The sequence below is a fragment of the Terriglobales bacterium genome (genome assembly GCA_035764005.1).
GTDB lineage: Bacteria > Acidobacteriota > Terriglobia > Terriglobales > Acidobacteriaceae > Gp1-AA112.
Genome location: DASTZZ010000124.1, coordinates 1 through 11,271, shown reverse-complemented (window position 1 = coordinate 11,271; position 11,271 = coordinate 1). Strand labels below are relative to the sequence as shown.

The 11,271-nt window shown below is 54.1% G+C and carries 13 protein-coding genes; 10 read left to right on the top strand and 3 right to left on the bottom strand.

The features are described 5' to 3' along the window. Positions 1-868 precede the first annotated feature (868 nt). Together VFU50_20405 and VFU50_20400 are read left to right on the top strand one after the other, a co-directional pair. Complete coding sequence (locus VFU50_20405; protein HEU5235231.1) at positions 869-1,165, top strand: hypothetical protein; 297 nt, start codon at positions 869-871, stop codon at positions 1,163-1,165. A 39-nt stretch (positions 1,166-1,204) separates the two neighbouring features. Beyond that, positions 1,205-1,336, top strand: a complete 132-nt coding sequence (locus tag VFU50_20400; protein ID HEU5235230.1) for a hypothetical protein — start codon at positions 1,205-1,207, stop codon at positions 1,334-1,336. A gap of 48 nt (positions 1,337-1,384) precedes the next feature. On the opposite strand, the gene VFU50_20395 is transcribed toward VFU50_20400, so the two are convergent. After that, complete coding sequence (locus VFU50_20395; GenBank protein HEU5235229.1) at positions 1,385-1,954, bottom strand: hypothetical protein; 570 nt, start codon at positions 1,952-1,954, stop codon at positions 1,385-1,387. 71 nt (positions 1,955-2,025) lie between these two features. Here VFU50_20395 and VFU50_20390 point away from each other — a divergent pair, with 71 nt between their 5' ends. The 8 genes from VFU50_20390 to VFU50_20355 all read left to right on the top strand — a co-directional run bounded on the left by VFU50_20390 (position 2,026) and on the right by VFU50_20355 (position 9,707). Continuing rightward, a complete protein-coding gene (locus tag VFU50_20390) occupies positions 2,026-2,355 on the top strand; it encodes a hypothetical protein (GenBank protein ID HEU5235228.1) in 330 nt (109 codons plus the stop codon). Between the two features lie 133 nt (positions 2,356-2,488). Next, positions 2,489-2,914 carry a hypothetical protein gene (locus VFU50_20385; GenBank protein HEU5235227.1) on the top strand — a complete coding sequence of 142 codons (426 nt, stop codon included), beginning with the start codon at positions 2,489-2,491 and terminating at the stop codon, positions 2,912-2,914. An 871-nt stretch (positions 2,915-3,785) separates the two neighbouring features. Then, positions 3,786-4,139 carry a response regulator gene (locus VFU50_20380; GenBank protein HEU5235226.1) on the top strand — a complete coding sequence of 118 codons (354 nt, stop codon included), beginning with the start codon at positions 3,786-3,788 and terminating at the stop codon, positions 4,137-4,139. 301 nt (positions 4,140-4,440) lie between these two features. Further along, entirely contained in the window at positions 4,441-4,773 is a 333-nt protein-coding gene (locus tag VFU50_20375; GenBank protein ID HEU5235225.1) for a hypothetical protein, read from the top strand. 112 nt (positions 4,774-4,885) lie between these two features. Continuing rightward, positions 4,886-6,259, top strand: coding sequence for a sigma-54 dependent transcriptional regulator (locus VFU50_20370; protein ID HEU5235224.1), 1,374 nt, complete (start codon positions 4,886-4,888; stop codon positions 6,257-6,259). 1,080 nt (positions 6,260-7,339) lie between these two features. Next, positions 7,340-8,044 carry a PilZ domain-containing protein gene (locus tag VFU50_20365; protein HEU5235223.1) on the top strand — a complete coding sequence of 235 codons (705 nt, stop codon included), beginning with the start codon at positions 7,340-7,342 and terminating at the stop codon, positions 8,042-8,044. Positions 8,045-8,234: 190 nt separating this feature from the next. Beyond that, positions 8,235-8,612: a response regulator gene (locus VFU50_20360; protein ID HEU5235222.1), complete on the top strand. Its 378-nt coding sequence runs from the start codon at positions 8,235-8,237 to the stop codon at positions 8,610-8,612. A gap of 177 nt (positions 8,613-8,789) precedes the next feature. After that, on the top strand, positions 8,790-9,707 hold the full coding sequence (locus VFU50_20355; GenBank protein ID HEU5235221.1) for a hypothetical protein: 918 nt from the start codon (positions 8,790-8,792) through the stop codon (positions 9,705-9,707). A gap of 395 nt (positions 9,708-10,102) precedes the next feature. On the opposite strand, the gene VFU50_20350 is transcribed toward VFU50_20355, so the two are convergent. Both VFU50_20350 and VFU50_20345 read right to left on the bottom strand, forming a co-directional pair. Beyond that, on the bottom strand, positions 10,103-10,444 hold the full coding sequence (locus VFU50_20350) for a hypothetical protein (GenBank protein ID HEU5235220.1): 342 nt from the start codon (positions 10,442-10,444) through the stop codon (positions 10,103-10,105). Positions 10,445-10,485: 41 nt separating this feature from the next. Further along, on the bottom strand, positions 10,486-11,271 hold a 786-nt coding region (locus tag VFU50_20345; GenBank protein HEU5235219.1), incomplete at its 5' end, for an efflux RND transporter permease subunit.

Sequence of the window (11,271 nt, the reverse complement as noted above, 5' to 3'; positions counted from 1 at the left end):
AACCTCCTGCTCGATTCGTACAGACCGACCCTACTCTGTTTTGTTTGATTAGCCGCACGTCAGTTGCACAGAAGGTTCCCATTTGCAGCCTAGCATGCAGCAAGTGTGCAGCAGGTAAGCTTTCGAAATTGATCTCGATCGGCGCGTTTGCTCTCCGCTGCTAAAATTCCTGTCGATGTCGCGGAATGAACACAGTGACGTTTTCCCTCTCAGCGGAGATGGCCCGAGTCTCAGCGACCTTCGAACACTGGAAGGCGAGTATGTGTTTCGCTGTGCAGAATGCATAGAGGTCTTCGACACGGTTCTCGAATGGGCTGAACATGCGCTGGCCAATCACCGCGACACGAATCCCGGCGTTGAGCCGGTCAGGAAGCAATAGCCGTGAACAACGATATAAAGTCCGAACCGCTATGCCTGACGGTCCTGCATCGAGGACTTTCAGGCCGTCTTGGCATGCAACGAAAAGCCGAAGCAATCCTCGGGATTTCCGATTCGGACAGAGTTGGAGAAAAGGAGAAAAGGAGAGTAGATCCGACACTGAGGAGCGTGTGATAGCGACACCTCCGCATTCTTCCGCCCTCTGAGGCGACCGTTTTGTGAGCAGATGAAAGGCGCAGAATGTGCAGACGTTTTCAAGAACTTTCAATCCAGTCCCTAGAACTAGAGGAACGTTCCGCAGTGCTCATCCGTGCGTCTGAGGCACTGCGTGAAAAATGCAGCGTTCTGCGTGCGCAGTTAACCACTGTCCGAATCGAGCAACTTCAAGACCCGGGTAGAACCGGCGAGCTATTGGCGCACGTTAACGTAACTAACCGACAACAGACCTGTTGTAATGAGCCATGAACGGCCAGAAAGTCTGAGGCTGCTAATGGCAGCGCTTACTCTCAACTCGAACCTTCCCTTCGAACTCCGCGATTACGCAGACCAGCTCGACGAGATTCGCAATTCCCTTTCAGCCATGGCTAAGAAATCAGGGGAATACAAGGAGATCGTTTCGCGCATGGCGACGAACGTTCATTCTGCTTCCAACATTTTGCGTGCAGCTTCCCACGTTATCAATTCCATGGAAAGCCACAAGGAACATGAAGCGAATAAGGCAGAACGCGCTGAAGCCAAAGCGAGACGTGCAGGACGCGGACGATGGAGGAAAATCCGAAACGAATAACGGAAGGATGATACGTCGCCGAGATACTACAAACCTGAAATGCCACGCGGACACGGAAACGTTTGGTATTACGTCCTGCACCGTGATGGTCTGTCCAAGATCATTGACCTGAAGAAGTTCAGCACCTACGATGAAGCGCGGAAGGCGCGACGACGGTATTGGCGCGGATGAACCGCGCGGCCAATGCGGCGGAATAGCGACGCTGTCTGGAAACGGACTTCAACGAAATTTCTCAGGAACAGCGGAAGATGGATTCGACCCGTTTTTCAAATGTCCACAATTTTGGGATTCTGGGCCTAACCTCGTCATCGAGATCCAAGAAGCCTGCCGACGCTGCTTGGCGTCGACTGGTTCGGCGAGGCCCATGACCGGCTGCTGACGCAGCAATTCCGCGATTTCGGCGGCGACGATTTCTTTGTTGTCTCGCCGGATCGTCGCCGGAAAGCGGGCTGGTCCAAGCCGCTCTTCCTGTGTATTAAAGACCACATCGCCCTTGTTAAGGCCAAAGGCTACGAGCCACTGTTCCCCTTCGACTGCGAGCCATCCACAGGGAACGCCAGCGGCTTTCGCAAGTTCGCAGGCGTAACGCAGCTCTTCTAGAACCCTCTTGAAAGCGCGAGTATTTCGCTGCCATTCGCCTGGGTTCAACAAGACGCATCTCTCAAGAACCAACAGGAGCCTGCCTTTGCGGCTGTTGCGAAGAGCATTATTGCGAACGCGAGTGGCCGTTGCTTTGTCGGTGCGCGCTTTCCAATCCCTCTTCCGGGTTCCGGGGACATCCAGCTTCATGGTCCAATAGTTACTCGAGTGGTGTAACCACCACAAGTTCCCGAGGTCATTAAGATTTCCACAGAATTGTCATGAATGGTGACCAACCGGAGCTGCTGGAACCCTCATCTCAGGGCAGACATCCCTCTTTAAATATGATGGCCGCAGCGAAGAAAACCCGCAAAATAGAACCCGAAGCCGAACTGAACAGTCCACGCGCGGCTGGTCTATGGATTGATCCCCGCCACCTCCCCACACAGCTGGCGAAGAACACCAGAAGCGGAACGCCACGCCGGCAAGGCATGAAGCTGATGGACGGAATACATTACGAGGAAGAATTGCCAACCAGTGCCCGCTTTTTGGAGCTAGCGGACGTATCCTTGCGGACCGAAACGGGAGCCAAGCTGCACCGGAATACTTGAGAGTCGTCTTGCAGCGAAGGCTTCTGCCATCCAGTCTGTGCTCAGCAAGGAATAAACTTTGGTAACTCCAAATCACGCCCTAGCACTGCTAATCTGACCATCCAATCGACCCTTTTGATGAAGGAGATCACCGATGAAATCGATATTCGCGACGGCATTATTGTTCATTGCTAGCTCGGCGTTCGCGAAAGATCCGGTATTTCACCAACAAGGCACGATTACGGCCATGGATGCCGTGGAATGCGGTCTGGATGAGAATAGTGGCAAGAGTTTCGCTGGAGAAGTTCTGGGCACGGACGCAGGGCATAAGAAGACGCGTGCGCTTCTTTGCCAGGAGTACGTCCTCAAGACCGATCGTGTCATCTATCGCATTCGTCCACGTGACGAGAAGCACCCCGTGCTCTTACCGGTGGGAGAACGCGCCGAGTTCCGCATTAAGAAGGACAAGCTTTTGTTGGCGGTGCCCGAGCTCGACGGCAAAGAACACGAATACTCAGTGACGTCGATGCAGATGGTCAGACCAGAACCGGCTGTCAGTCAGAGCGCACTGGTGAAATAGGACCTACGACGAGCGGGCCGCAGTCTTGAGCCAGGTTGCCCTCAAGATACGCCAGTGGCTCTCACTAATCATTTCTTCTTGTCCACAGCTCGTCTTCTACGCTCGATCCCGAGCACCAGGTCGGCATAATCGAGAAGCCGACTAGGAGGATGCCGTCTCCTTCCACCTAACCAGGACTCCAACGGCTTCAATTCATTCTTCTTCCCTTTCTGTGCCAAAGTGGTCGGAAGGTGAGCCAAATCGATCCACATGCCATCGGCGGTCCCGGGCCGATCGTCGGCGTTTCCTTCTGAGTTCCGTTTTCTTCTTGCTGCGGCAGCCGCCATTGGCGAAAGGCATTTGATGCTTTACCTGTCAAATTTGGTTGTCCAGAGTTCCTGAATTTCCTGTGTCAAACCAGTTACGGCTGTGGAGATTTCGGTGTTTCCAAAGAGTCGGATGACCAATTAAAATCCGACTGCGCGTCACAGAGCATAACATCCAACTCGGCATGCAGGCGACCACCGTGCGAGCTCGGGTTATACCATTCAGAAGCGCAAAATAACGGGCCGAGAAAGAACAGGCAAAGCAAAGTGGCGAAACTAGATGATCTGCGAACGGGCTGCTCCATTTCCCAAAGTGGCATCTACCGTGTGATTCATCCAGAGCATAAGCTTCCGCAGGAAGTCACCCTCATTAAAGATCAGTTGTTTCCTCGTTGCTCACGATGTTCCGATCCAATCTATTTCGAGTTGGTGCGACCAGCCCCGGCTGTCCATAAAGCAAGCGACTTTTCGGTGACTCTGTACCAGCTTCCAGTTCTAGCCGAGGACGAGTCCCTCGCTGGTTGATTTTCTGGATCGACAACTTTTGAGTAGGCGGTTACGGCTCATTGTCTTTAATTCTCTGGATCGACGACGATACGGATCAGCTCCGGCTCTATTCGGAATTGTTGTGGCGTGCTGGGTTCCACGTGATCACCGCGACGAATGCAACCGCAGGACTCGATTTGTTTGCGCGAAATCCCGTTGATCTCGTCGTAAGCGATCAGCATCTTCGGGACGGCACAACCATTAATGTTGTCGCTGAACTGAAACGAGTAAAACCGACTGTGCCTGTGATTGTGTTCAGCGGCTCGCTGGAAGTTCCAACAGGAATTGAGCTTGCCGACCTGAGCGTTACGAAGGGAGCTGTTTCCCCGAAGGAACTGATCGCTGAGATCGCAAGACTCTTGACGAAAGCTTAGCTGGCTGGAGCTGTAGAAAGCCCGAAACGGGACCGGGCGCCGCCAGCCGAGTGTCTGAATTTTGGAACTGTGTTCAAGTTTCACTCGCTCGGCAACTTGGGGAACTGTCTTCAGTTACCCGCGGACAATGTCCTTTGTTAGCGATTTCACGATGAAAACCGTGACACGGGCAAAATCAGCTTCAGGAGTGTGCTCTGAGAGAGTCGGCGCGTAGGGAGAAACGCTCAGTTGCGGGAATCATTTGTCTCATTTGTTTGCAATGGCCCATCAGTTGTAGATAGGCTTTGAAGGAGAAATCTACATGGGCCAAAAAGCGAGAAAAGAGGAGATCGCAAAAATCCTGTCCTGGCTTCGCCTTCAGGTCGATGATCAAATTCGGTCGAAAACAGGGCGCCTGATCCATGCACTGCAGGCGCGCGCGATCTTCGATGCACGCCAGATCGCAGCCGAGCTGGCGCAGGACCTCGAACTCATCGGCACGAGTGAAGCGCGGTGCACGCTCTCGGAAGTTTCGGAATTGCTGCTGTCTGACGCAGTATTCAACCAATGCGACCGACTTTCATTTCTTCTGCTCGATCTGGAGCAGAAGTTCACTGTGACTCACCGACCGGTATTACAGCTTTGTCTATCGTAGAAACCGATACATCCCTTTCGCCAACCCACTTCCGCACGGCAAACCCAACAGTGAATCGGATCGTCGCTGCGACAGTTATCTGTCCGAAATCGGCTCATTCGCAAAGGCACCAATGGTCTTAGCATCTGAGTCGCAAGAAGCCTTTCGGGTGCTAGTGGTCGATGACGAGGAAAACGTCGTCGCTGTAATGCCCGAAATTTTTGCTGACATGCCGGTCAAAGTCCTTGTAGCCCAGGATGAGGAAGCGGGCTGGTCTCTTTTCCGGCAGCATCGGCCTCGCCTCGTCTTCCTCGATTTGAAGCTTCGTGGCACTAATGGAATGAATCTCCTGGCGCGTATCGCTGGCTTTGACCAGGGGGCTGAAGTGATTCTTTTGTCGGGCGAGTACTCTCCGGCCATTGCGATCGAAGCAATTCAAAAAGGAGCCGCAGAGTTTCTAGTTAAGCCAGTGGATGTGTCTGGCCTTCGAGCCCGCGTCGCTCGCGCGTTGGAGGACGCGGCCAAGAAGCGTCGAACCGGCGAGTTGGAGACGCAATTACGAGCATCATTCAGTTTTTATGGAATGATCGGGCGTAGCCCCCGCATGCTTGACGTGTTCAACAAGCTTGCCCGCATCGCACCTCATTTCACTAGAGTGCTCCTGACCGGACCTTCGGGAACTGGCAAGGAACTGGTCGCGCGTGCGCTTCACAATCTCTCGCCAGTAAGCCGGGGACCGTTCGTCGCTTGCAACTGCGCTGCGCTTCCTGAATCCCTGGCCGAAAGCCAATTTTTCGGGTTTCGCAAAGGAGCGTTTACCGGCGCGTTTCAAGACACGCCCGGACTATTCGAAAGCGCAGATCACGGTACGATCTTTCTCGATGAAATCAGCGAGATGTCGATTGCGATGCAGGCGAAGCTCTTGCGTGTCCTGCAAAGCGATGAGGTTCAACGACTCGGGTCGGTGGAGTCGCGTAAACTGCATCTTCGCGCAATCGCTGCCAGCAATCGAGACCTTACTACCGAGGTAGCCGAAGGCCGATTCCGCGAGGACCTGTTTTATCGTTTGTCGGCGGTACGGTTGCATCTTCCCCCGCTTTCGGAAAGGAAAGAAGACTTGCCTTTGCTCGAGCGACACTTTCTTGAGAAATATGCGAAACAATATGGACGGATCTTCACCGGCATCAGCCGCCGTGCGCAAGACATGCTCGCCCGCCACGATTGGCCTGGCAATATTCGTGAACTTGAAAATGTCATTGCTGGTGCATGCATTCTCAGCGAAGGCCCCGTGCTGGATTTGGACGATTTTCCGGCCGCGCTAAGCATGTCGCCCGAGAAGACCGTTGATACGAAGTTCGTGTCTTTGCAGGAACTCGAAAGAAAATATGCGCGCGAAGTGCTGGAAGCGTTCGCTGGCAATAAGCAGAAAGCTGCGGAGATTCTCGGCATCAGCCGTTCGACACTTTACAACATACTCTCCGACTTGCCTGCTGTAACCAACGAGTGAACCCAACAAGGGAAAAGTAGGGAGGAGGAGTTCGCTCCATCTAGCTCCTGATTCGGGTAAGGCGTGAAGTCCACCGCTTCCATTCGGCGGTCAGTAGGAGTGGGTTACTAAAGGCACCTGTCCATTGGTGTGGACCACGGGGTACTCTGTCGTCGTGCTTATCTGGGAAGACGATTTCACAACGCAGCGGAGTTGGCTCGGCGATTTTGTGGCCCTTCTAAACTGAGTTCTCGTTTTTTCAGCATGCGTATTGTTCGTAAAACCGCTTCGGTCCTTCCGCCCTTTGAGGAGTTTCAACGGCAATTCCGCGCGGCCTTCGGTAGAGAATTGACTCGTGAAGAGCGGCGCTTCTATCGCTTGATCAACATCGTTCTCCAAGAATCAAAATTACCTGCCTCATCAACTCAGCGCCCAACCCTGCGCAACTTAGCCTAATATCACTAAGAGCAACCAATAGCCGCCTGATGCTCCTCGTCCGATTTTGGTTGGACATGATTCGTGCCAGCTGAGATGAGTCCTATTACCTCGGTGCCTTGTTTGTCCTGCGGTATCGCGGGAAACTTCCATGCGTGAATCGAACCGCGCAAGGCACGATCCCATTCGGTGCTCCACAACGGCTGGCGACCAGCACAGGATCCACAGACGTCAGATTTGGAAAGAGTGCTGAAAGACGGTATCCGAGATTCAGAACTGATTTCCCAATTAGAGTGTTGGCAAGGGCTGAGGCTCACGAGGGCACCGCCCACGATATCAGTGAAGCAGGAATCGCCTTGCAAATTCCCGTACAGTTCCAGGAAGGCGAGCAGATCAGTTTGCAGTTCACCCTGCCTCATTCCGAATGGCACTTCACGGTCTGCGCAACAGTCAAACACTCTAGCCTTGAACGATGCGGACTGGAGTTCTATAAGCTGACGCGCCGCGAATCCGACGAGCTCTGGCGGGTTTGTCGCCTCCTGAGCCTATCGGCCTAGAGAACTCGTTACGCCGGTAACTTTTCCATTGCACGAAAGTGGTATTACCATTCTTCCTGTTCGCACTTGCACCCAGTGATCTGCGCAAGTCGGCGGCTGTGGTGCATTTATGAGCGCTACTCTGGTTTCCAGACCCCCTCAAAACAGTTCCAACTTCGCTCCTCGCGTCGCGTTGGTCAAACTCGATTCAGCGATGGTCGAGATCCTTCAAAAGGCATTTGCGCAATGCGGGATCGACACAGTTGTTGCCTACGAGGATTTTGCCACTCGGTTAGCTAAAGAACAGTTCCAGGGCTGCGTCGTTAACTTGGATGAACATGCGCTGATTACCCTAGACGCAGTGCGCTCCTCCCGGTCCAATCGCCGCATGATTCTGTATGGAATTGTGAGCGCGGGAATCGATGTGCGGGCCTTCTCGAGGTATGGCATCAACACACTTCTCGGTCCGAGGCCCGATCGCACTTCAGTTCTGAACGCAGTGCGCTCCACCTGCGCCCTTCTGCTGCATGAATTACGTCGCTATGTCAGGATTCCGCTCGTGATCGCCATCTCCGCAGAAAGCCAAAGCGGACAAAGGTTCTTCGGCTCGACACGCGAAATCAGTGGTGGAGGAATGTCGGTTCAGTTCACCGGGAATCCTGAGCTCTCAGGCAAGGTGCGCCTCTCATTCAGTCTGCCCGATAAACCGTCCATGAGCGTTGCAGCGGTTGTGTGTTGGCAAAACGGTGACAGCACGGGCTTGCAGTTCGAGACATCCGATTCGGGACGGCAGGGAGTGAAGAGCTGGATCGATTCGTTCCTCGGACTTGATTAAATCAGCCCCCTTTAGTGTCCGCCGGCGGACCTCAGCAGTACGATTCAAGCCGCTGTACTTCAGCGCCAGCGCACGATTACCGAAGTAATCTATTCCGCCTCTGGTCCGCTCGTTGATCGCTGGAAATGCCGCATCCCACAACGCAGCACGATGGTGTTTCAAACTGACGCTCTTGCAGGGAGGAGTAATCGTGTCGGTACAGTGCCCCACGATTTTGTGCGTGGACGATGCGCCTTATCTTCTCGAGTTGCGCAGATTGCAACTCGAAGGAGTCGGATATCGCGTGTTGACGGCTGCTACGCCGCAAGACGCTCTAGGGATGTTCGCGAAATATCAGGTAGATCTGCTCTTGACTGATTACCTATTGCCGGAGATGAATGGAATCGCGCTCGCGCTGACAATGAAGCGGAGCCGTCCCGATCTACTGGTTGTGCTGACATCAGGATGGCCGAATTGGAGTGACGACTCAAAGGGCGTTGATCTGATTCTGCCCAAGCCGATGGATTCGAAAGAACTCAGACATGCAATTTTGCGATTATTACCATCGGCCCAGCGATATGGAACGTGAACAATTTTGGGATTTATTCCGGTTTGTACGTAAGTTCTACTCTCTGGGGGGAGGCCACCAGTTCAGCAACTCGGCTTATGATGCGGGGTTAGAAAATTCTTCGTTGTTGGTGATCCCAATCCAGGAACGTACAACAGGTCGGGTCACGAGCAAGTCGCTGACGATCACGGAGGTTACATGTATAGGTTGCAAATTCTTGTCGCTGCTCTTGTTTTTTCTGGAGTAGCAATTGGGCAGACAGGCGCTGGCGCAAACATAAATGCGTCGGCATCGCAGAACACTTCAGTATCGGCGAACCAATCAGGCGCGCAGGCGCAGTCAAACACATCAGCAAGCGCTGATGCCTCAGCACAAATGTCGCATCAGGAACGCAATCGCCGCCAGCCCGAGAGGCGCGGCGAATCAGCAGGCGCGAGTAGCACCGGAGAGCTGGCGAGCGGAACTGCCATCAATGCTGCTTTGGTGAAGCCGGTAGATGCCGGGAAGAACAAGCCCGGCGACACTGTCGTTGCCAAAACGACGCGAGACGTGAAGTCGGATGGTCGCGTAGTGATTCCCAAAGGATCACGGATATTCGGCCACGTGACGCAGGCCAGCGCTCGCAGTGAAGGAGCAAGCGAATCGAGCCTTGGAATCGTGTTCGACCACGCGATTCTGAAGAACGGGCAAGAGGTGCCGCTCAATACAAGCATTCAGGCGATTGCTGCAGCGCAAACCGCGGCCAGCGCTTCCGGCATGGATGATACGGGCTCGATGTCAGCAGACGGAATGGGCGCGGTGTCAAGCGGTGCGCGTGCTGGAGGTGGACTACTCGGTGGAGTCGGCGCAGCCGGCGGCGCTGTCACCAATACGACTGCCAATCTGGGAAGCACAGTCGGTGGCACGGCGAATTCGGCAACGTCTGTTGGCGGATCGCTTGCAGGCTCGCTGAATTCCACATCGAGTGGAGTCGTAGGTCTGCCTGGAATGGCGCTGAACTCAGCCACTTCGGCCGCAGTACAGGAGTCGGTCATCACGTCAGCGGGGAAAAACCTTCGCCTGGATAGCGGTACACAAATGCTGCTTAAGGTGACGGGTAGCGCAACTCAGCAATAGTCGTCGTCGCAAACTTGAAAAGCCCGGCTTTGCAGCCGGTCCTTGTTTCTTATAACGGGGTTGATCAGCCGTGGGAGAACATATTTTGCGTACAGGCTCATAGTTGCTTTTGTTCTTAACAGCGCTCGCACCGCCCTTCGAACGCCTCCTTTGCTTCTTTAATGACGAGGGGTATCAGGCACAGAGCAGCAACCGGATCAGCCCACCATATATGCGCGACTGCGTTCAGGAGCAATCCGGCAAGCGCAATCGATGCAAGGTAAGCGCAAATTGAACTTTGTGCTGCATCGGCTCGGAGAGCTGCGCTGTGTGCCGCCCCGGCCAGTCTTCGCTTTTGCCTGCCGAGCCACGGCATAACGAGCGTGGCGGCCAGAAGCAAGATCGTTCCCAAATAGCTAGCTTCTGGCTTCCGCCGAAATAATGAATGTAAAGATCGAAGCTGCGACGATGTAGATTGCCAATGCCACCAAAAGCCCCGCGGTTATTTTTGTGGCTATGATTTCGGCGTGTTCCCGAGCACTGCGAAACCTCCACACAACAGTTACCGCCGACAATAGCTCGATGCCACTATCCGCACCGAACCCGGCGAGAGCGACGCTACGCGCACGCATCGCAGCTAACAGTGCGACGGCGACCTCCACACACATCCAGGCTACTGTTAACCATTGGAGACGGTTGATCGGCTTCAATTGCCAATCATCGATTGTTGCAATCTCGATTTGCTTTGATTCAGCCATGCGACATCCGGTGTCGGAGTCTATTTCAGTTCAGTTGTCTGCTACATCGCCTCATCCGACCGTATGAGTGTGCCGCGACGGAGCGCCCGCTCCTTCAGCTGCACGAAAAACACCGGCACCAAAATGAGGACGTGGATAGTTGATGTAATCATCCCGCCCACTATGGGCGCCGCAATGGGCTTCATCACATCCGAGCCGATGCCCGTTTCGACCAGGATCGGAGCGAGACTCGCGAGAACGGCAGTCACCGTCATCAGTTTGGGCCTCAGCCGATGTACTGCGCCTTCTACCGCTGCGGCATGTATTTCATCGTTGGTGATCGGCACACCATCTGCGATGCGGTGTTGCAATGCTTCATGAAGGTAGACGACCATCACGACTCCCGTCTCAACAGCAATTCCAAACAGCGCGATATAGCCTACCCAAACGGCGACGCTGAAGTTGTACCCAAGCGCCCATTGCAGGAGGAGACCTCCGGTGAGCGCATAAATTGTGGGGAAGATCAGGACTGCCGCTTCCGCAACCGAGCGGAACACCATGTACAGCAGCATAAAGATGATAAAGAACACGACTGGAAGCACAATCTTCAATCTGGCCTTGGCACGCTGCTCGAATTCGTACTCGCCAGCCCACCGATAGCTGTAGCCCGCCGGCAGACGGAGATTGTCCCGGAGCAGGCGTTCGGCTTTTTCAACGAATCCTCCATAGTTTCGCGTGTTCAGGTCGAGGTAAACGTAAGCAGTGAGAGCGCCTTCTTCGTCTCGAATCATCGTTGGCCCGCGCGAGTATGAAAGCCGCGCGATTTGATTGATAGGGATCTGCGACCC

What these genes read in the sequence shown, in the direction of transcription:
- VFU50_20405 (HEU5235231.1), top strand. Translation starts at nt 869, where the DNA reads ATGGCAGCGCTTACTCTCAACTCGAACCTTCCCTTCGAACTCCGCGAT.
- VFU50_20400 (HEU5235230.1), top strand. Translation starts at nt 1,205, where the DNA reads ATGCCACGCGGACACGGAAACGTTTGGTATTACGTCCTGCACCGTGAT.
- VFU50_20395 (HEU5235229.1), bottom strand. Translation starts at nt 1,954, where the DNA reads ATGAAGCTGGATGTCCCCGGAACCCGGAAGAGGGATTGGAAAGCGCGC.
- VFU50_20390 (HEU5235228.1), top strand. Translation starts at nt 2,026, where the DNA reads ATGAATGGTGACCAACCGGAGCTGCTGGAACCCTCATCTCAGGGCAGA.
- VFU50_20385 (HEU5235227.1), top strand. Translation starts at nt 2,489, where the DNA reads ATGAAATCGATATTCGCGACGGCATTATTGTTCATTGCTAGCTCGGCG.
- VFU50_20375 (HEU5235225.1), top strand. Translation starts at nt 4,441, where the DNA reads ATGGGCCAAAAAGCGAGAAAAGAGGAGATCGCAAAAATCCTGTCCTGG.
- VFU50_20370 (HEU5235224.1), top strand. Translation starts at nt 4,886, where the DNA reads ATGGTCTTAGCATCTGAGTCGCAAGAAGCCTTTCGGGTGCTAGTGGTC.
- VFU50_20365 (HEU5235223.1), top strand. Translation starts at nt 7,340, where the DNA reads ATGAGCGCTACTCTGGTTTCCAGACCCCCTCAAAACAGTTCCAACTTC.
- VFU50_20355 (HEU5235221.1), top strand. Translation starts at nt 8,790, where the DNA reads ATGTATAGGTTGCAAATTCTTGTCGCTGCTCTTGTTTTTTCTGGAGTA.
- VFU50_20350 (HEU5235220.1), bottom strand. Translation starts at nt 10,444, where the DNA reads ATGGCTGAATCAAAGCAAATCGAGATTGCAACAATCGATGATTGGCAA.